General features: G+C 61.8%; 17 protein-coding genes. 5 read left to right on the forward strand and 12 right to left on the reverse strand.

Annotated features, from left to right (window positions below; genetic code table 11):
• Nucleotides 1-80 precede the first annotated feature (80 nt).
• Complete coding sequence (locus AC1ECN_RS24870; RefSeq protein WP_130662284.1) at nt 81-992, forward strand: ROK family protein; 912 nt, start codon at nt 81-83, stop codon at nt 990-992.
• On the opposite strand, the gene AC1ECN_RS24875 is transcribed toward AC1ECN_RS24870, so the two are convergent.
• The 11 genes from AC1ECN_RS24875 to AC1ECN_RS24925 all read right to left on the reverse strand — a co-directional run bounded on the left by AC1ECN_RS24875 (nt 989) and on the right by AC1ECN_RS24925 (nt 14,690).
• A complete protein-coding gene (locus tag AC1ECN_RS24875) occupies nt 989-2,899 on the reverse strand; it encodes a beta-N-acetylhexosaminidase (protein ID WP_130673128.1) in 1,911 nt (636 codons plus the stop codon). The two genes, AC1ECN_RS24870 and AC1ECN_RS24875, sit on opposite strands and share 4 nt — an antisense overlap.
• A 214-nt stretch (nt 2,900-3,113) precedes the next feature.
• A complete protein-coding gene (locus AC1ECN_RS24880) occupies nt 3,114-6,257 on the reverse strand; it encodes an efflux RND transporter permease subunit (protein WP_130662286.1) in 3,144 nt (1,047 codons plus the stop codon).
• A gap of 27 nt (nt 6,258-6,284) precedes the next feature.
• Complete coding sequence (locus tag AC1ECN_RS24885; RefSeq protein WP_130673129.1) at nt 6,285-7,424, reverse strand: efflux RND transporter periplasmic adaptor subunit; 1,140 nt, start codon at nt 7,422-7,424, stop codon at nt 6,285-6,287.
• Between the two features lie 53 nt (nt 7,425-7,477).
• Entirely contained in the window at nt 7,478-8,083 is a 606-nt protein-coding gene (locus AC1ECN_RS24890) for a TetR/AcrR family transcriptional regulator (protein ID WP_130673130.1), read from the reverse strand.
• Between the two features lie 99 nt (nt 8,084-8,182).
• Complete coding sequence (locus AC1ECN_RS24895; protein WP_130673131.1) at nt 8,183-8,671, reverse strand: hypothetical protein; 489 nt, start codon at nt 8,669-8,671, stop codon at nt 8,183-8,185.
• 183 nt (nt 8,672-8,854) lie between these two features.
• Nucleotides 8,855-9,286 carry an OsmC family protein gene (locus AC1ECN_RS24900; protein ID WP_017967997.1) on the reverse strand — a complete coding sequence of 144 codons (432 nt, stop codon included), beginning with the start codon at nt 9,284-9,286 and terminating at the stop codon, nt 8,855-8,857.
• A 209-nt stretch (nt 9,287-9,495) separates the two neighbouring features.
• Nucleotides 9,496-10,275, reverse strand: coding sequence for an SDR family oxidoreductase (locus tag AC1ECN_RS24905; RefSeq protein ID WP_130673132.1), 780 nt, complete (start codon nt 10,273-10,275; stop codon nt 9,496-9,498).
• Entirely contained in the window at nt 10,276-11,166 is an 891-nt protein-coding gene (locus tag AC1ECN_RS24910; RefSeq protein WP_130673133.1) for an aldose 1-epimerase, read from the reverse strand. It lies immediately after the preceding gene.
• Nucleotides 11,163-12,113: an L-arabinose ABC transporter permease AraH gene (gene araH, locus AC1ECN_RS24915; protein ID WP_130673134.1), complete on the reverse strand. Its 951-nt coding sequence runs from the start codon at nt 12,111-12,113 to the stop codon at nt 11,163-11,165. The genes AC1ECN_RS24910 and araH overlap by 4 nt, the downstream gene beginning before the upstream one ends.
• Nucleotides 12,114-12,130: 17 nt before the next feature.
• Nucleotides 12,131-13,636 (reverse strand): L-arabinose ABC transporter ATP-binding protein AraG, encoded by a 1,506-nt coding sequence (araG, locus tag AC1ECN_RS24920; RefSeq protein WP_130673135.1) that lies wholly within the window; start codon nt 13,634-13,636, stop codon nt 12,131-12,133.
• A gap of 70 nt (nt 13,637-13,706) precedes the next feature.
• Nucleotides 13,707-14,690 carry an arabinose ABC transporter substrate-binding protein gene (locus AC1ECN_RS24925; RefSeq protein WP_130673136.1) on the reverse strand — a complete coding sequence of 328 codons (984 nt, stop codon included), beginning with the start codon at nt 14,688-14,690 and terminating at the stop codon, nt 13,707-13,709.
• Nucleotides 14,691-14,903: 213 nt separating this feature from the next.
• Here AC1ECN_RS24925 and AC1ECN_RS24930 point away from each other — a divergent pair, with 213 nt between their 5' ends.
• From AC1ECN_RS24930 to AC1ECN_RS24945, 4 genes are all read left to right on the forward strand, one after another.
• Entirely contained in the window at nt 14,904-15,659 is a 756-nt protein-coding gene (locus AC1ECN_RS24930) for a FadR/GntR family transcriptional regulator (protein WP_130673137.1), read from the forward strand.
• 66 nt (nt 15,660-15,725) lie between these two features.
• Nucleotides 15,726-16,874, forward strand: coding sequence for a galactonate dehydratase (gene dgoD, locus AC1ECN_RS24935; RefSeq protein WP_130673138.1), 1,149 nt, complete (start codon nt 15,726-15,728; stop codon nt 16,872-16,874).
• 153 nt (nt 16,875-17,027) lie between these two features.
• Complete coding sequence (locus AC1ECN_RS24940; protein WP_130673139.1) at nt 17,028-17,423, forward strand: DoxX family protein; 396 nt, start codon at nt 17,028-17,030, stop codon at nt 17,421-17,423.
• Nucleotides 17,424-17,505: 82 nt separating this feature from the next.
• The gene (locus AC1ECN_RS24945) at nt 17,506-18,285 is read left to right on the forward strand and encodes an SDR family oxidoreductase (RefSeq protein WP_130673140.1); all 780 of its coding nucleotides are present in this window, start codon (nt 17,506-17,508) and stop codon (nt 18,283-18,285) included.
• A 17-nt stretch (nt 18,286-18,302) separates the two neighbouring features.
• On the opposite strand, the gene AC1ECN_RS24950 is transcribed toward AC1ECN_RS24945, so the two are convergent.
• Nucleotides 18,303-19,520, reverse strand: coding sequence for an adenylate/guanylate cyclase domain-containing protein (locus AC1ECN_RS24950; RefSeq protein ID WP_130673141.1), 1,218 nt, complete (start codon nt 19,518-19,520; stop codon nt 18,303-18,305).
• Nucleotides 19,521-19,564 lie beyond the last annotated feature (44 nt).

Below are 19,564 nucleotides of genomic sequence, written 5' to 3' on the forward strand. Positions count from 1 at the left end.
ACCACCGCCGAATGAGCGCTTGAAATTCCCCGCCAACAATGCAAGCAGACGCTGGGAGACCAGAAAACGGCAGAGTGGCAATGATCATTTCATTCGACATCGGTGGCACCGCCATCAAGGGTGGCATCGCTCGTTCCGAGACACACATCGTTCCCCTCGGCCGCCGCCCGACACCCAGGGATGATTTTGCCGCTTTCGTCGAGACCCTGCGCGGCATCATCGCCGAAACCGGCGAACAGCCGAACGGCATCGCCCTCTCCATCGCCGGCGTCGTCGATCCCGATACGCAGCGCCTGATCTGCGCCAACATTCCCTGCATCCACGACCGCACGCTTGGCGCCGATCTCGAAGCCGAACTCGGCCTGCCGGTGCTGATCGCCAACGACGCCGACTGTTTCGCTATTGCCGAAGCCGGTCTCGGCGCCGGCCGCGGCCACCGCATCGTCTTCGGCGCCATCCTCGGCACCGGCGTCGGCGGCGGCCTGGTTGCCGACGGGCGCCTCGTCAACGAGGCCGGCGGCTTTGCCGGCGAATGGGGTCACGGGCCGATCATCGCATCCGCAGCCGGCAATCCGCCCGTCGCCATTCCCGCCTATGCCTGCGGCTGCGGCCAGAAGGGCTGCGTCGACACTGTCGGCGGCGCCCGCGGCCTGGAGCGCCTGCACAAGACGCTGCACGATCTCGACCTTGTCAGCGAGGAGATCATTGCCCAGTGGCGCCATGGGGAGGAGAAGGCGACACGGACGATCGACGTCTATGTCGATCTCGTCGCCTCGCCGTTAGCGCTGACGATCAACATCACCGGCGCGACCATCGTGCCGGTCGGCGGCGGGCTTTCCAATGTCGAGCCGCTGCTTGCCGAGCTCGACCACGCCGTGCGCGCCCGCATCCTGCGCAAGTTCGATCGCCCGCTGGTGGTGCGCAGCGAATGCCGCATCGAACCCGGCCTGATCGGCGCGGCACTGCTGGGGCTGAAGGCCGAGGCGGCTTAGAGCACCGGCCACATCCGCACGATCGCTGCGAACCGATCCCAGTCCTTGCGCGCAGAAGGCGTCCAGGCAGCCTCGGCGACCGCCGGGAGACGCGGAAAAACCAGCCGGTTGAAATAGGCGCGCGAGACGAAGTTCTCGGTCCAGATGCAGGCCTGGATGCCGCGCATCTTCTCCTGCAGCGCCTCCGGCAGCTCGCCCTCGGCCTCGTAAGCGTAAGTGTGTTCCGGCGGCGCGTAGCCCGCCCAGCCGGCGCCGGGCTCGGCCCAGGCTTCAGCCTGCGCCATGTCGAGATAATAGGCCTGCCCCGGCGTCATCACCACGTCGTAGCCTTCCTGTGCCAGCTCGATGCCGACGGCGGGCTTTTCCCAGGCCATCAGCAGCGTGCCGTCGCGGTCGACGCCGCCGCCATGCGAAACCTCGTTCCAGCCGACGAGCTTCTTGCCGCGCTCCGACAGCATAGCTTTGATACGTTTCAGGAAATAGGATTGCAGCTCGGCAGTGCCGGCAAGTTTCTCCCGCTCCATCAGCGCCTTGCAGAGCGGCGAGGAAAGCCAGGAGCCATGCGCCACCTCGTCGCCGCCGATATGAAGGTACTCGCCGGGAAACAGCGTCACCATCTCGTCGAACACCTTGCCGAGAAATTCATAGGTGAATTCCACCGCCGGATTGAGGGCGTTGTTCGGATAACCCTGCACCGAGCGGTAACTGTCCGGCGCCTCCTGTCCGTCGACGAGCTCGGGCAGCGAGAACAGCGTCGCCATGCTATGGCCCGGAATATCGATTTCCGGCACCACTTCGATATACAGCGAAGCTGCATGCGCAACGATCCGCCTGGCGTCCTCTTGCGTGTAATGGCCGGAGCGCGTTTGCGCCCCGTCGCCGAGCTGCGGCACGAGCACTTCATCCGGCCCACGCCGGGCGCCGATCTCCGTCAGCGCCGGATAGGCCTTGATCTCCAGCCGCCACGCTTCGTCATCAGTCAGATGCCAGTGGAAGATGTTGAGCTTGTTCCAGGCGAGAATATCGATCAGCCGCACGACGTCTGCCACCGGATAGAACTGCCTGGATACATCGAGATGGCAGCCGCGCCAGTCATAACGCGGCTGGTCGGCGATCGCACCGAAATTGGGGAATTTGAATCGCTCGCGATCGCCGCGGGCGCCGTGCATCAGTTGCGCCAGGCTGATCAGCCCGTAATGCCGCCCGGCCGCATCCGCACTCGAAAGCACGATCTCATGCGCCGTAAAACGCAATTCGTAGGCAAAGGCGGCGATCGACGATTCGGTGACGAAACGAATGGCCCGCCCGCCTTCGATGGCACTGAGCGAATACGGCACGTTGTCGGCCGGATAGAGCCGCTGGTAAAGCGCGAGAACCAGCGAGAGCGCCTTGACCGCGTCGGGCCGCGTTCGCTCGGCCGGATAAAGGATCACCGGAAGCTCTCCCGCCTTCAGCCCGAGCGCCAGCGGCCAGGGCAGCAGCGAATAAGGTTCCTCGGCCCGGCCCGGCGGCAGAAGCGGCGGCGCCACGCCACCATCCCGGCCTTCGAGCATGAGATCGCCGAAACCAACAGGAACGTGGCGTTCGTCGCCAAGTGTCAGATAGGCCGATTTGACGCCTGATGTCATATGTTTCGGCGCCCTGGTCAGCCCCTCGACGGTGAACCGCCAGCGCCCGCCGGGCGGCACGCTCAGCCCCTCGGGCGGCAGGAATTCATGGAAATGCGCGACCTGCCGCTTGAGGCTGCCGCCGTCGCAGACATGTTTGTCGGCAATCCGCGTCTCTGACGTGTAGGCGAGCGAGAAGCCGGACAGCGGCTCGGTCGAAAGATTGAAAAGCGTGAAGGTGAGGCGCCCGAAACTGCCCTCGATCGGGCTCCAGCTTGCTTCCAGATGGTAATCGGCCATGGTCGGGTCCTGCCTCGTCAATGAGTGGCCGGGATCGCGGTTGGTCTCCCGGCATGCTTTCGCAGCTTAGCTTTTTCGAGGCGGCAATGGAATCGGCGCGCAGCTCCAAGACGGAACAGGCAGTAAAGACTGCGCGGCGCTGTAGGCAGCGACGCGCTTTGACGAGTAAGCTGTGACCTGCAAGGAAAACGGCGCGGCTTTCGCCGCGCCGTCCTCACTCTGCTGCCAACGCCGGCGGATGTCTGTCATCCGCCTCTTCCTGGATGGCGTCGGCATGCTGGCCCGGCTCGTCCTTTGCCTTCGGCTCCCGGCCGAAGAAAAGGGCGTAACCGGCGGGCAGAACCAGAATGGTAAGCACGGTCGCAACCAGGATACCGCCCATCATCGCGTAGGCAAGCGGACCCCAGAAGACACCACGCGAGATCGGGATGAGCGCCAGCACGGCGGTCAGCGCCGTCAGCATGATCGGCCGGAAACGTCGCACGGCCGCGCCGACGATCGCCTCCTGCCGGTGCATGCCGGCCTTGATATCCTGGTCGATCTGATCGACCAGGATGATCGAATTGCGCATGATGATACCGAGCAGCGCGATGACGCCGAGGATCGCTACGAAGCCGAAGGGGGCGCCGCTGATCAGCAATGCGGCCGCCGCACCGATGATCCCGAGCGGTCCGGTGGCGAGCACCAGCATCGCCTTGCCGAAATGCTGCAGCTGCACCATCAGCAGCACGATGATGACGGCGAGCATGATCGGCGCCTTGGCGGCGATCGACATCTGGCTTTCTGCCGCATCCTCGGCGCCGCCCTGGATTTCGACCTTGTAGCCGGCAGGCAGGCTGTCGCGCAGATCCTTCATGTCGGCATACATCTTCATCACCACGTCGTTCGGCTGCACATCGTCAGGCAGCGTGGCGCGCACGGTGATTGTCGGCAGCCTGTTGCGCCGCCATTCGATGCCCTGCTCCATGACGGGCACGACCTTGGCGACCTGCGAGACCGGTACGAAGCCGCCGAAATCCGTCGGCACATAGACCGAGTTGACCGCCGACAGCAGCGAGCGGCTGGCATCCGGCTCGCGGGCGACGATCGAAACCGTCTCCTCGCCATCGCGGAAATCGTCGAGCGCAGTCCCTGACATGGCGGTCTGCAACATCTGGCGGACACGCTGCGAGGTGACGCCGAGTGCCCGGGCGCGGTCCTGGTCGATCACCAGCTTCATCGCCGGCACCTCTTCCAGCCAATCGTCATGGATGGCGCCGAGCTCCGGATTGGCCTGGAAGCGCGCCTTTACCTGATCGGCGATCTCCCTGACTTCCTGACGGTCGGGCCCCATCACGCGCATCTGCACCGGCCAGCCGGTCGGCGGACCAAGGAAGAGGCGGTCGACCTTGCCGCGAATATCGGGGAAGTCTTCCGCAAGGATCGTCCGCAGCTTGACGATCAGCCGCTCGCGCGCCGGTTCGTCATTGGCCATGACGAGCAGCTGGGCGAAGTTCGGATTGCGCAGCTGCTGGTCGAGCGGCAGGAAGAAGCGCGGCGCGCCTTCGCCGATATAGGTGGCGATAAACCGCTTGTCGGGATCATCCATCATCTTGGTTTCGAGTGCCTTTGCCTGCACCTCGACTTCCTTGATGCTGGTGCCCTCGGGCAGCCAGAGATCGACGAGGATTTCCGGCCGCGACGATTGCGGGAAGAAATTCTGCGGAATGAACTGGAAGGCCCAGAGGCTGGTGACGAAGGTGCCGAGCGTCAGCAGCAGCACGATGACGCGGTGGCGCACCGCCCAGCCGACCGTGCCGCGCAGCCGGCGATAGAAGCCGGTGTCGAAGGCGTCGTGATGCTCGCCGGCGTGATGGCGCTGCTTGAGGATCATATAGCCGAGCCACGGCGTGAAGTAGACCGCGACGAACCACGAGGTGACAAGCGCGATGCCGACGACGTAGAACAGCGAGCGCACATATTCGCCGGCCGTCGAGGCGGCGAAGCCGACCGGAATGAAGCCGGCCGTGGTTATCAGCGTGCCCGTCAACATCGGGAAGGCAGTCGAGGAATAAGCGAAGCTTGCCGCGTCGATCTTGACGAGCCCCTCCTCCAGCTTTCGCTCCATCATCTCGACGACGATCATCGCATCGTCGACAAGCAGGCCGAGCGCGATGATCAGCGCGCCGAGTGAGATGCGCTGCAGATCGATGCCGAGTTCGTACATCAGCGCAAAGGTGGCGGCGAGCACCAGCGGAATGGCGATGGCGATGACGAGGCCCGATCGCCAGCCGATCGACACGAACGAGACGACGAGCACGATGATGAGAGCTTCGCCGAGCGCATGCATGAATTCGCTGACCGCATCCGTCACCACGTCGGGCTGGTTGGCGATCTGATCGACGGCGACGCCATAGGGCAGCGCCTCCTCGAAGCGCTGATAGGTCGCCTCCACGCCCTTGCCGACATCGGTCACGTTGAAGCCCTTGGCCATCACGACGCCGACCTGAACGCTGTCGTGGCCGTTGAAACGGTACTTGCGCTGGTAGGGATCTTCGAGCCCGGAACTGACGGTGGCGATATCGCCGAGGCGCGTTACCTGGCCGCCGGCGCGAAGGCGCAGCTCGCGGATATCGGCCGCCTTCTTCACGTCGCCTTCGACCGATATGCGCACCGAGCGCAGGCCGGTATCGACCGAGCCTGCCGGATCGACATTGTTTTGGCCCTTGATGGCGTTCTGCAGATCGAGGATCGTCAGGCCGCGCTCGGAGAGCGCCTTGGACGAGACGTCGATATAGATCTTCTCAGGCTGGTCGCCGATGATGACGGCCTTTTCGACGCCCGGCGTCGTCAACAGCATGTCGCGCGCCTGGATCGCGAATTTCTTCAGTTCCGGATAGGAATAGCCGTCGCCGCTGATCGAATGCAGCGTGATGAAGGTGTCGCCGAACTCGTCGTTGAAATAGGGGCCGAGCAGGCCCTGCGGCAGCTCGTTGGAGATGTCGCCGACCTTCTTGCGCACCTGGTAGAAGGCATCCGCCACTTCTTGCGAATTCGTGTCGCCCTTGACCTGCAGGGTGATGATCGCACTGCCCGCCCGCGTATAGGACTTGACCCAGTCGATATGGGGCGTTTCCTGCAGCTTGCGCTCGATCTTGTTGACGACCTGATCTTCCATTTCCTGGATGGAAGCACCTGGCCAGATCGCCTGAACGACCATGACGCGGAAGGTGAATTCGGGGTCCTCGCGCTGGCCCATGCGCATCAGGCCGAGCACGCCGGTGATGATGATTAGCCCGAAGAGGAAACGGGCGATGCTCGGATGTCCGATTGCCCAGCGCGACAGATTGAAGGGCCGCTTCTCGGTGGTGGCGTCCATGGTCTTGTTCCCTATCCTATGGCGCGATCAGCGGACGGTCTGGTCCGTGGCGGCCAGGGCCGACTGCTGGTCCGGCACCTTCACCTTCAGGTTCTCGCTCATGAACTGCGTGCCGGCCGAAACGACGAGATCGCCGCTATCGAGACCCTCGGTCACATGCACGCCGTCGCCGGTGAAATCGGCAACCTTGATGTCGCGGCCATGCACGGTCGCCGTGTCTCGGTCGACGGTCCAGACCATCTGCTTGCCGTCCTTTTCAGCCAATGCGCTGAGCGGGATCGAGACATAGCTGCTGCCATTGCTGACATCGGCCTCGATCGTCGCCGTCATGCCGAGCAACACCTGCGGATCGTTCGGCAGGCTCACCCGAACCGCAAAGGTACGCGACTGCTGGTCGGCGCTGCCGGAAACCTCCCGCACCTTGCCGTCGAGTACCAGCCTGTCGTCGGCCCAGAAGCTGGCCTTGACTGTCTTGCCTGGCTTGAATTCGGCAATGTCGTTTTCAGGAACCGCGATCTGCACTTCCTTTTCGCCGTCGACGGCAACGGCGACGACGGGAGTGCCGGACGCAACGACCTGGCCGACATCGGCATTGATCGTCGTGACAATCCCGTTGTGGTCGGCCTTCAGCTCCGCATAACTGACCTGGTTCTTCGCCTGATCGAGCGCCGAGACGGCGGCATCGCGGCTTGAAACGGCCTGATCATAGCTGAGCGACGCTTGCTCGAGCTGGGATTTCGGCGAAACATTCTTGTCGAACAGTTGCTGATTGCGCTTGTTCACGAGATCGGCGGTTTCGACGCCTTTTTCAGCGGCTGCGAGATTGGCTTCCGCCGTTCTGACCGCCAGCTGGTAATCGGTGGAGTCCATCCGAGCGAGCACGTCACCCGGCTTCACCTTGTCGCCGATATCGACGAGGCGTTCGGTGATCTTGCCTGCGACGCGAAATCCGAGGTTCATCTCCGTGCGCGCCTTGACCGAGCCCGAATAGTCGAGCTTGCGCGTGTCGCCGGCCTTGGCGATCTCGACGACCTTCACCGGCCGGATGACTTCCTTGACCTCAGCCTTCTCTTCCGAGCAGGCAGAAATGCCGATGCCGATGGCGCCCACGAGCACGAGACTGGCGACGGACGGCATGCGATGGCTGAGGGTCTTGAGCGAAAACATCTTCCGCACTCCTGGATCGTTTCGGGGGTTCCGACGGCGGCCGCCGTCCATTATTACTTCAGCGCCCTGATCACGTAGTCGATCAGTTCGTCGACGCTCGCGCGGTTGGTTTTGGCAAGACATTGCGCCACCATCTGCGGATGGCAGAGAGTGGTCGTCGCGGCACCGAAGCAACGCGAGGCAATGACCGGGTCCTGCTCGGCGAATTCTCCGGCGGCAATGCCTTCGGCGATGATTTCGGCAATGAGATCATGAACGCGGTCGATATGTTTTTCGATGACATGCCAGTCGCGCTCGATCGCGACGATGATCATCTCGTGCACCTTCGTCTCGTCGAGCATCACATCCAGCGTCCACTGATACTGGGTCTCGACATAACGGCGCAGCCGTTCGCTGGCGCTGAGCGGCTGATGGCGGACGTCGTAGGCGATCTGATAGCACATGGCGAGCATGCGCCCGCAGAGCGCCTGGTGGATCTCCACCTTGGAGGCGAAGAAACGATAAATATTGGCCGGCGACATGCCGAGATCGCGGGCAATGTCGGCCACCGTCGTCTTGCTGTAGCCATAGTGACGGAACAGCCGCTCGGCCGCATCGAGAATGCGCGTGACATTCTCCTGCCGCGTGATCTCGAGTGTATTTTCCGCGATGTCGTTCATAAGTTTTGAGACCTGAATTACGACTGACGATTTTCGAATTTCGTCAATCATAAAATATCAGACGTCACTTGTCAATATGCCGCAGCGCAGCACAAGATGTCACAGGCCGAGCGCGGTCGGGCGGAAGCGACGAATGCTGATGAAGCCGATGACGATGAAGGCGATCAGGACGATCGACTGAACGACGGCAACTATGGGCTCGCCACCGGTCGGCGCCAGTGCATTGAGCGTGGCGATCTTCTGGAACGACTGAACGACGAATACGAGACAGTTGAAATAGAACAGTGCAAGCGCACCGGCGATAAAGAACGGGCGCCAGACCCCGCTCATACCAAACCGGTAGCGCGCAAGCGCCGTTGGGACGAAGATCAGCACGCAGAGGATGCCGACGCCGATTCCCGGCGTGAAGCCATTGTAGGGAAAGAGAAAACCGGTCAGCACCGTAACCGCCGTCGTCAGCATGAAAAGAAACGTCCAGCGATCGTGGCGTTTGCCGGTCAGCAAGCCATGGGCAAGGGCGATGCCTGCCACGATGGCGATGAGACTGACAATGACATGAAATAGGGTAAGGCCTGTTACAGCGGACATGATGTGATCCCTCGGTGGTTTTTTGACGGAAATGAATATTGATGCGCGTGCGCGCCGGGGCTGCATGCCCGGAGCAGCACCATGCTGGCGCTTAATCGCCGCGGAATAAAGTGAAAAATATTGCGCGCAATTGAAAGTGCCGCGGCATATAACGCGCGGCACTTTGTCGGCAGCGGCTAGAGATCAGACGATCTTGACGTCGAGTGTGATCGGAACGGAGGCGAGCGCTTTGGAAACCGGGCAGCCGGCCTTTGCCTTGTTGGCGAGTTCGGTGAAGGTCGCCTCATCGGCACCGGGAATACGGCCGGAGAGCGAGAGATGGATGGCGGTGATGGCAAAGCCGCCCTCGACGCTTTCGAGCGTTACCTTGGCAGAGGTTTCCATATGCTCGGCGGTAAAGCCGGCTTCACCGAGGATCAACGACAGTGCCATGGTGAAGCAGCCGGCATGGGCGGCACCTATCAGTTCTTCCGGGTTGGTGCCGGCAACGCCTTCGAAGCGGCTCGCAAAGCCGTAGGGATAGTCCTTCAAGGCGCCGCTCTGCGTCGAGATCAGGCCTTTTCCGTCCTTGAGGCCACCGGTCCAATGAGCCGAAGCCGTGCGATTGATCTGCATGCCGTCCTCCTGTTTTCGATTGTGCTTTCAGAGCATGATGCCGAAAAGTGTGCGCGGTTTTCGGACAACATCATGCTCCAACTGTTTCCAGGAAGCGGCAGGGCGCCGCTCCATGCCTGCGGGAGATCAGATAGCCTTCCCGATGGGCAATATAATGCTCTATCTCGAGAAGACGACAGGCTTGTAAAAATAGCGAGATTGACGCCGCTTCAGGCGGAATGCTGCAACACGCTGAGGCCGCCGTCGATCGTCAGGCAGGTGGCATTGATGAACGGGCACTCGTCGGAAATCATGAATACGGCCGCCATGGCAATCTCCTCCGGCGTCGCGATGCGCCCGCCGGGATGCAGTTTCATCGTCTCGGCCTTTGCCGCCTCCGGATCGGGAAAGCCGTTCCAGTAATCGATCACCTTCTGCGTCGAGACATAACCCGGCGCCAGCGCGTTGACGCGGATATTGCGCGCGGCATATTCCAGCCCCAAGGATTTCGTCATACCGAGCAGGGCGTGTTTTGCCAGCGGATAGGGAAATGTGTGCGGGATGATGGTGAAAGCGTGCGTCGAGGCGATGTTGAGGATGACGCCGCCGCCCTGTTCGATCAGGCCCGGCAGCACCGCCTTGCAGCAATTCCATGCGCCCTTCAGATTGATGTCGAAGCAGCGGTTCCAGTCCTCGTCCGTCGTCTTGAGGGGTTCGGCAAAGACATTCACCCCGGCATTGTTGACGAGCGCGTTCAGCTGTCCGATTTCTTCATTCGCCTGAGCGACCAACGTCGTGATCGTGCCGGCATCGGTAATATCGGCCGGCAGATAACCAAGCCGGCCGCCGCTGCTCTGGAGCTCTTTCGCCGCCTGCGCCAGCAGCGCCGCATCGCGATCGACGAGAAAGACGGCGGCATCCTCCCGCATGAAAGCCTTCGCCATCGCAAGGCCGATACCCTGCGCAGCGCCGGTGATCAGGATGTTCTTGCCCCGCAGACGGCCGCCCATCTATCCCTCCTCCGGTTGAACCGGCAGCGCCGACATCAGGATCGTCACCGTGCCGGTAAGCGCCCCACCTGGCGCAAGCGACGTGAGCCCACCGAAATCAGGAAGGTGATGGCCGTTCGGCAGGTGGCTCATCGGCTCGAGGCAGAAGAAGTCGCTCCGGTTGACCGGCATATACAGCATGAAGCGATCGAGCGCACCGCCGGCTTCCAGCGCCGCCTGAATTCCAAGTTCCGGCCAGGCGATCGCCGCTCGCCCATTCCAACCCTCGAAGGCATTGTTCATCCACCTCTGCGGCAAAAGCTTTTCGGATCTGAAATCGAAATAGTCCGGCACGGGGCCAGGCATCTCTGGCAGATGGTCCGGCCGCTCGCTCCAATAGCGATCGGCCGCGATCGTCAGACGCGTCTTTGGCGTGCGCGCGAAGAAGGGATGCTGACCGAGCCCGAAAGGAAGAGCCGCTTCGCCGCGGTTTTCCACGGAAAGCCTCAGCACCAGCGCATCGCCGGCGAGACGGATCTCCTGCCGGGTCAGATAGGCATAGGGTGAAACCCCGTCGGCGCTCCGGGAAAATGAGAATTGCGCATGCTCCGCGCTGATATCTTCAAGCTGCCAGAGGCTGAGCCAGCCGTCGCCGTGCCGATAGAGCGGATCGGAAGTATTCGGCTGGAAGGCATAGTCGCGCCCGGCAAAGGACATGGCGTTGCCTTCAACGCGATTGCCGAACGGCACCATCGCGAAATTCGCCATCGTTCCTTCAGGGCCGCCAGCCGCCACGAGAAAGGGTACGCCCCGATATGTTCCGGCGGTGACGGCGGCACCCCGATGGCTGACCCGGACGGCGAGATCGCCGTGCCTCAGTTCGATGTCGTTACCGGCTTGTCCCTGGCTCATCCGCGCCGTCCTGCAGCCGAAGATCTCAAATTGTCGAGCAACACTGCGATCAGCAGGATCAGCCCGCGAACCACATACTGATAGAACGCCTGGATATTCAAGAGGTTCATGACGTTTTCGGCGATGCCCATGATCAGCACGCCGACGATGACGCCACTCATCGCCGCCCGGCCGCCGGCCAGCGAGACGCCGCCGAGAACGCAGGCCGAAATCACCGAAAGCTCAAGCCCTGTCGCMGCATTCGGCTGGCCGGAGGTGATGCGCGAGGCAAGCAGGATGCCGGCAATGCCGCAGACAAGCCCCTGCAGCGCAAAAATCCAGATGCGCATATTGACGACATTGACGCCGGCAAGCCGCGAGGCCTCCGGATTGCCGCCGATCGCCAGCGTGTTCTTGCCGAAGACGGTGCGGTTGAGCACGAAACCGAAGAGGATGAAAAGGAGCAGCATGATCCAGATCGGCGTCGGCACGGTGAGAAATCGCGACAGGGCAAGCTGGTAGAAGGCGGGATCATTGATGCCGACGGCGCGGCCATCAGAGGCGATCAGCGCCAGCCCGCGGACGATCTGCATGGTCGCAAGCGTGGTGATCAGCGCATTGATGCGGAACCGCGCAATGACGATACCATTGACGAGGCCGACGACGGCGCCGCACAGCAGGGCGGCGAGCAGCCCGACAGGAATGGAGCCCGTCGCATTCGAGACCATCACCGCGATCATGCCGGAGAAGGCGACGATCGATCCGACCGAAAGATCGAAATCGCGCGACGCCAGGCAGAACATCATCGTGCAGGCGACGATGCCGATCGTGACGACCGATTGCAGCAGCCCCAGCATGTTTCGCTCGGTCAGGAAGTTCGGAACGAAGAGCGAGACGATCACGAAGGCGGCAGCAAAGATCACCACCAGCCCTTGTTCGCCGAGAAGGATTTTTTTCAACGAATTCATCGTCCGTATTCCTGGTTCTAAAAGGTGCCTGCGGCATTCTTGTCGGGAAGCGCTGCCGTCAGAATGCTGCGCTCGTCGAAATCCGGACGGGCGACGTTGGCGGCCACCCTGCCATGGCACATCACCATGATGCGATCGGAGATGCCCATGACTTCGGGCAACTCGCTAGAAATCACCACGATCGCCATACCGCCTGCCGCAAGCTCGTAGAGGATTTCATAGATTTCCGATTTCGCCCCGACATCGATGCCGCGCGTCGGCTCGTCGATGACCAGGACCTTGATCCCCTGCTCGGAAAGCCAGCGGCCGAGGATGACCTTCTGCTGATTGCCGCCCGAGAGATTGATGATGTCCTGCTTGCGCGACGGTGTTCGCACCCGAAGCTTGGCGATGAACTGGTCCGCCAGCGCCGCCTCTTGTCTCAAGCTCAGAATGCCGAAAGGCGAAAAATGCCGGCGCGACGAGATCGCGATATTCTCTTCGATCGATCGCCCCTGGACGATGCCGTCGAACTTGCGGTCCTCGGGGCAAAGCACCATGCCGGCATTGATCGCCGCCTTCGGATTGTTCGGCGAAACGGCAACGCCGTCGATCGTGACCTGGCCTTGATGCCTGGTGTCGGCGCCGTAAAGCAGCCGCGCCATCTCGCTGCGGCCGGCGCCGATCAGGCCGAAGAAACCGAGAATCTCGCCCTGGCGGACGGAAAAGCTGATCGGATGGCGCAGCCTCGGCCCCGACAGGCCCTTGACCTCCAGCCGTACGTCGCCGAGGGCGCGTTCGCGCCATCCCCAGACATTGCTGATCTCGCGTCCGACCATTTCCGAGATGATCTGCTCGCGCGTGGTTTCGGCGATCTGAGGATGGTGGGCGGCAAGTTTGCCGTCGCGCAGCACCGTCAGGCTGTCGCAAAGACGGAAGATCTCGTCGAGACGATGCGAGACGTAGAGAATGACCGTTCCCTTCGCCTTCAATGTATCGATGAGCGAAAACAGGATTTCGCTTTCGCGTGAGGAAAGCGAGGAGGTCGGCTCGTCGAGCGCAATCACCCGCGCATCGAGCATGACGGCCTTGGCGATCTCGACCATCTGCCGCGCACCGATCGAAAGCGAGGCGACCTTGGCCGACGGATCGATATCGATGCCGATCTCCTCGAGCTTCGACCGCACTGTCTCGATCAGCGTCTTCGAATAGATGACGCCGCCCTTGGCTGGAAAGCGTCCGAGCCAGAGATTTTCGGCGACGGTCAACTCCGGAACGAGTTGCAGTTCCTGATGGATGACGATGACGCCGGCATGGAAGGCGTCGCGGACGGATCCGTATCTCTGTTCCTCGCCGTCGATGAGGATGTTGCCGCCATCGGCGGCCTGATCGCCTGACAGTACGCGGATCAGCGTCGATTTACCGGCACCGTTTTCGCCCATCAGGCCGTGCACGGCGCCCTTCTCGACAGTGAAGGAAACATTCGCCAGCGCCTGCACGCCGGGATAACCCTTGGAGATATTGCTGAATTCGAGGAAAGCCATCATCGCTCCGCCGAGAAAGACCCGGCGGCACACTCAGCGGCCGCCGGACGATATCATCTTGGAAGGACGATCACTCGATGCCAAGATCCTTGCGGACCTTTTCATAATCGTCGCGCAGTGCTAGCGAACCGGAGGTGAGCGTCAGCTTTTCCGGCTCCTTGTCGTTGGCGATCCAGTCGTACATATTGAGCGCCGTCTCATAGCCGTGACGCTTCGGCGAGATGATGACGGTGCCGAAGAAGCCCGTCGCTGCCGGCTTCTTGAACTCGTTGATCGCCGATTCCGCGCCGCCGATGCCGACACCGATGACGTTGGCCGCCGGAATACCGACCGATTCGGAAGCACGGACGGCGCCGAGGACGGCTTCGTCGTTGAGGCCGAAGGCGACCCAGTATTTCACGTCGGCATGTTTGTTGAGAACGGTGGTTGCCGCGTTGAGCGCCGCTTCCGTATCCGTCTTCGCCTGTGGCGCATCATAGATGTTTTCGGCCGGGAAGCCGGCGGACTTCAGCACCGAGATCGCGCCTTCGACGCGGTCGACGGCCGTCGGCAGCTGGTCATAGGAGACCCGCACGGCGCCGACATTCTTCATGTCCCAACCGCGCTTTTTGATTTCGTCGACGATCGCCTGGCCGACGGTCTCGCCGATCTTGGTGGCCGAAATGCCCATATGCGGCACCTCTTCCAGCGGCTTGCCGTCGGCGCTGACGAGGCGGTCGTCGACTGTCATCAACTTCAGCTGGTTGGCTTCGGCCTTGGCGATGATGCCGGGGCCGAGCTTGACGTCGGGCGTGCAGATGATGAAGCCCTGCGCACCCTGGGCGCCGAGATTATCGATCGCCGACTGGACCTTCTCGCCGTCTTCGGCGCCGATCTTGACGACGGTGAAGCCTTTTTCCTTGGCGGCCTGGTCGGCGAATTTCCATTCGTCCTGGAACCACGGCTCCTCAGGCTGCTTGACGATGAACCCTATCTTGACGTCCGCGGAAAATGCCGAGCCGGCTGCCAGAATGGCGAAAGTGCCAGCCAGAATGGCTGCTTTGAACAAGCGCATGTCTCTCTCCCTAAACTCTCAAAAACCGAGCAGCTGCCTCCCAGGCAACGTCCAATGAATTAGGATAAATCATCATACCAGTCAATTGCCAATGTATGATGATTGGAATAATAGGATTATTGACGGAGTGCCGGGAGGAAGCGTCGCAAAGCGGATCGAATTCGGATAATCAGGTTCGGTTGCCTAGCACGCGAGACAGAGCGGAGAGGTGAGTTGGAAACAATCGAGCGACAGAGCGGGCCCGAAAGCCGCCGCATCGAGCGCCGCCCGCGCGTACGCCGCAACGTCACGGCGGCGATCGCTCAGGATATCTGTGCGGACCGCTATCCCGCGGGCTCGCCGCTGCCTCGCGAGAACGATCTCTGCGAACTCTACGGCGTCAGCCGCACCGTCATTCGCGAATCGCTGAAAGTGCTGGAATCCAAAGGTCTTGTCCGCGGCAAGCCGCGCATCGGAACCACCGTCTGCGATAAAGACGACTGGAATATCCTCGACGCTGACGTGCTTGAATGGATGGGTCCTTATATCAAGGATTTCGACCTGCTCGGCTGCATTCTCGAAGCCCGCCGCACCATCGAGCCGGCAGCCGCCGAATATGCCGCCGAGCGCGCCAGCGCCCAGGAGATCGCCGATCTCGACAATGCCTGGCGGCAGATGCGCGACAGCGCCCGCGACCCGGAAAGCTTCACCGATGCCGACGTCATGTTCCACACGGTGCTGCTCACCGCCAGCCACAACCAGGTCTTCCGCCGCCTGTCGAGCGCCATTCACGCGGCGCTGAAATATGCGCTGCATGCCTCCAATATCGGTGTCGAGAATCGCGAGGATGCGGTGCTCGTTCACGGCCAGCTGGTCGAGGCCCTGCGCATGCGCGACAAGGCGGGCGCCCGCGAATGCGCCAACCGCATGCTCGATCTTGCGGTGCGCGATCTTGCCGCCGCCGAAAAAGCGATCGGCAGAACGAAATGAACTATCACGACAAATCTGCGGACGCGCCGCCGATCGCAAACCCGGGAAGAGACTGAAAGAACAGCGATGAAGATCACCAAACTCACCACCTATATCGTCCCCCCGCGCTGGCTGTTTTTGAAGGTCGAGACCGATGAGGGCATCGTCGGCTGGGGCGAGCCGGTCGTCGAAGGCCGTGCGCTCACCGTTCAGGCGGTCGTCCATGAGCTGGAAGACTACCTGATCGGCAAGGATCCTTTCCTGATCGAAGACCACTGGACCGTGATGTATCGCGGCGGCTTCTATCGCGGCGGTGCCGTCCACATGAGCGCGATCTCGGGCATCGATCAGGCGCTGTGGGACATCAAGGGCAAGGCGCTCGGCCAGCCGATTCATTCCCTGCTCGGCGGCCAGCTCCGTGATCGCATCAAGGTCTATTCCTGGATCGGCGGCGACCGTCCCTCGGATGTCGCCAACAATGCCAAGGAAGTGGTTGCCCGCGGCTTCAAGGCGATCAAGCTCAATGGCTGCGAGGAAATGCAGATCGTCGACACCAACGAGAAGGTGGAGAAAGCAGTCGAGACCATCGCTACCATCCGCGAAGCGATCGGCCCGCATATCGGCATCGGCGTCGATTTCCACGGGCGCGTGCACAAACCGATGGCGAAGGTTCTCGCCAAGGAGCTGGATCCCTACAAGCTGATGTTCATCGAAGAGCCGGTGCTTTCCGAAAACAAGGAAGCGCTACGCGATATCGTCAACCACACCTCGACGCCGATTGCGCTGGGTGAACGGCTCTTTTCGCGCTGGGACTTCAAGCAGGTTCTGTCCGATGGCTATGTCGACATCATCCAGCCGGACCTCTCTCATGCCGGCGGCATCACCGAATGCCGCAAGATCGCGGCCATGGCCGAAGCCTATGACGTGGCGCTGGCGCCGCATTGCCCGCTGGGTCCGATCGCGCTTGCCGCCTGCCTGCAGGTCGATGCCGTCAGCTACAATGCCTTCATCCAGGAACAGAGCCTCGGCATCCACTACAACAAGGGCAACGACATCCTCGACTACATCTCCAACAAGGAGGTGTTCCACTATGCCGATGGTTTCGTCTCGATCCCGCAGGGTCCGGGTCTCGGCATCGAGGTCGACGAGGCCTATGTCATCGAGCGCGCCAAGGAGGGCCACCGCTGGCGCAACCCGATCTGGCGGCATGCCGACGGCAGCTTCGCCGAGTGGTGAGAGCGCATAACCCCGAAAATCGGAACCGGTTTTCGGAAAGGATTGTGCGCAATTCAAAGTGTTAGGGTCGCGCAAGCGGCCCTTTTTCATTCACCGTGTAGGATATCGGGAGTCTCGTCCGTCATAATGGAAACTCAAAGAGGAGATTTCAGGATGGCCAGAGCAATCGCAATCACCGTCGCCCGCATCATCTTCAGCTTCGTCTTCTTCATGGCCGCCGGCTTCAAGTTCGCCGATATCGGCGCAACGGCCGGCTATATCACCGCTGCCGGCTTTCCGATGGCGACATTCCTTGCCTGGGTCGCCGCCTTCTTCGAGATCGCGCTGGCGCTCGCTTTCATATCAGGGGCCTTCTTCACCGAGGCCAGCCTGCTCGCAGGCATCTATGTGATCTTCCTCGCTTTCGCTTTCCACGGCCCGTCCCATTGGCAGCAGAACCAGGCCGAATTCGGCTTCTTCATCGATCACTTTACCTTCCTCGCCGGTCTGCTCTTTGCCGCCGTCCACGGACCGGAGAGATGGGCGTTGAAGCAAACGCTTCTCAGATAACCGCGACGGCCCGCCTCCTTCCGGAACCAATTGCCGCGCCGAATAGTTGGCATGTCGGCAAAACCGCAAGGAGAGGCCGCCCATGGAGCTGAAGGGAAAGATCGCATTGGTGACAGGCGCCGGTTCCGGCATCGGCAAAGCGGCCGCGTTGCGGCTCGCTGCCGAGGGTGCAAAGGTCGCAGCATTGAGCCGCACCACCGACGAGGTCGAAAAAACTTGCGCCGAGATCAAGGCAGCCGGCGGCCATTCGATCCCGCTGACGGCAGATACCAGCGACGAAGCTCAAATGCGGGACGCCGTCGCGCAACTGACCGACACCTTCGACGGCCTCGACATCGTAGTCGCCAATGCTGGGATCAACGGTGTCTGGGCACCGATCGACGATCTGAGGCCGGATGAATGGGACAAGACCATCGCCGTCAATCTGCGCGGCACCTATCTGACCCTGCATCTGACGGTTCCGCATCTGAAGCGCCATGGCGGGTCGATCATCGTCGTCTCTTCGATCAACGGCACCCGTACCTTTACCACACCGGGCGCCACCGCCTACACCGCAACCAAGGCGGGCCAAGTCGCCATGGTCCAGCAACTCGCCCTCGAACTCGGTCGGCACGGCATCCGCGTCAATGCCGTCTGCCCCGGCGAGATCGAGACCAATATCGGCGCCAATACCGACAGCCGCCATCGCGAGGAGACGGAGGTTCCGGTCATCTGGCCTGAGGGCGACATCCCGATTGCCGGCGGCAAGGCAGGCAAGAGCGAGGACGTCGCCGAAACCATCCTTTTCCTCGCCTCCGACCGCGCCCGACACATCACCGGTACGCCGATCTGGATCGACGGCGGCCAGGGTCTGCTGCGATAGCCTTTTCAGTCGGGAACTCAGCCGTTCAGCCGGGCGCTGTCGAGAGTATACAGTTCCTGAGCGCGCTGCACGCCGCGCAACGCATAGCGTCCGACGCAGGCGAGTGCGGTACGCTGCTGCTCCGGTATCGCCGCGGCGAAATCGGAGGAGATTAACAGGTTGAGATCGACGGAACGACACATCGAGGCGATCCGGCTGACCTCGTTGACGGCAGGTCCGATAACGGTGAAGTCCAACCGGTCCTGGCTGCCGATATTGCCGTAGAAGACATCGCCGATATGCAGGCCGATATAGACGTCGGTCGTCGCCCGGCCGTCGGCCGCGCGCGCGGCATTCAGCGTGCTGAGCTTTTCCCGCAGCAACGATTCGGCGCTCAGCGCCGCCCGACATGTCTCCGCCGGCACCTCGCCCTTGAAGATGGCGAGCACACCGTCGCCGATCAGCTTCAGCACGTTGCCGCCGGATTCGTGGATCGCCGTGATCACCGCCTCGCTATAGTCGTTGAGCAGCGGGATGATCTCCTCCGGCGGCACGCTGTCGGAGATCTTGGTATAGTTCAGCAGATCGGAAAACCAGAGTGCCGCGGAAATTCGCTCCGATTTGCCGCGGCTGATCTTGCCTTCCATCACCTGGCGCGCGGCGTCCTCGCCGAGATAGACCTCGGCGATGGTGCGGGCGATACGCCCGAGCGCGATACATTTGATCGCCAGCCCCAACACCGGCACCAGCTTGCGCAGGATGGCGAGGTCGTGATCGGAAAAGCCCTCAGGATGTTTCGTCGCGAAATGCGAGAAGAAGCAATCCATCTCGCCGATCGTGCCGGCCTCGGAAAAACGATGCATCATCGCCACGAAATCCGTGTGACCGGCTTCAGCGATCGTATCGAGCATGGAGAAATCGATCGGATCGCCGAAGCCGAGACGCCGGCGTATCTCCCGCTCGTTGCGAGACCAAAGATGATAGAAGGCCGAACGCTGCCAGTTCGACGCCGCCTCCCCCGAGATCGTCGGACCATATTCGAACTCGGTCTGGATTTCCTCGATGCTGTCCCAGCGGAAGGCGCGGCCCTCATGTACCGGATGCAGCGTATCCATCAGCGCCAGACCGCGGTCGAGCGGTAGGCCGGCATCCCGGCAAGCCGAGCAGAAACCGGTCATGAGCTCGGCTTCTGAAGCGCCCTTCAGTCCCTGCTCCGTGATCCAGGCTGCAATCGTGCTGACGTCGCTGTAATCCATGCCGCTCACCTCGTGTCAAAGCTGTAGCCCGAATTCGGCATCGA

The organism is Rhizobium sp. 01N447_2 (assembly GCF_056399245.1).

Coding starts and splice junctions, on each gene's coding strand:
- AC1ECN_RS24895 (WP_130673131.1), bottom strand. CDS start 8,671: ATGTCCGCTGTAACAGGCCTTACCCTATTTCATGTCATTGTCAGTCTC.
- AC1ECN_RS24905 (WP_130673132.1), bottom strand. CDS start 10,275: ATGGGCGGCCGTCTGCGGGGCAAGAACATCCTGATCACCGGCGCTGCG.
- AC1ECN_RS24925 (WP_130673136.1), bottom strand. CDS start 14,690: ATGCGCTTGTTCAAAGCAGCCATTCTGGCTGGCACTTTCGCCATTCTG.
- AC1ECN_RS24950 (WP_130673141.1), bottom strand. CDS start 19,520: ATGGATTACAGCGACGTCAGCACGATTGCAGCCTGGATCACGGAGCAG.
- AC1ECN_RS24910 (WP_130673133.1), bottom strand. CDS start 11,166: ATGAGCCAGGGACAAGCCGGTAACGACATCGAACTGAGGCACGGCGAT.
- AC1ECN_RS24880 (WP_130662286.1), bottom strand. CDS start 6,257: ATGGACGCCACCACCGAGAAGCGGCCCTTCAATCTGTCGCGCTGGGCA.
- AC1ECN_RS24875 (WP_130673128.1), bottom strand. CDS start 2,899: ATGGCCGATTACCATCTGGAAGCAAGCTGGAGCCCGATCGAGGGCAGT.
- AC1ECN_RS24870 (WP_130662284.1), top strand. CDS start 81: ATGATCATTTCATTCGACATCGGTGGCACCGCCATCAAGGGTGGCATC.
- araG (WP_130673135.1), bottom strand. CDS start 13,636: ATGGCTTTCCTCGAATTCAGCAATATCTCCAAGGGTTATCCCGGCGTG.
- AC1ECN_RS24945 (WP_130673140.1), top strand. CDS start 17,506: ATGGAGCTGAAGGGAAAGATCGCATTGGTGACAGGCGCCGGTTCCGGC.
- dgoD (WP_130673138.1), top strand. CDS start 15,726: ATGAAGATCACCAAACTCACCACCTATATCGTCCCCCCGCGCTGGCTG.
- AC1ECN_RS24890 (WP_130673130.1), bottom strand. CDS start 8,083: ATGAACGACATCGCGGAAAATACACTCGAGATCACGCGGCAGGAGAAT.
- AC1ECN_RS24900 (WP_017967997.1), bottom strand. CDS start 9,286: ATGCAGATCAATCGCACGGCTTCGGCTCATTGGACCGGTGGCCTCAAG.
- AC1ECN_RS24940 (WP_130673139.1), top strand. CDS start 17,028: ATGGCCAGAGCAATCGCAATCACCGTCGCCCGCATCATCTTCAGCTTC.
- AC1ECN_RS24885 (WP_130673129.1), bottom strand. CDS start 7,424: ATGTTTTCGCTCAAGACCCTCAGCCATCGCATGCCGTCCGTCGCCAGT.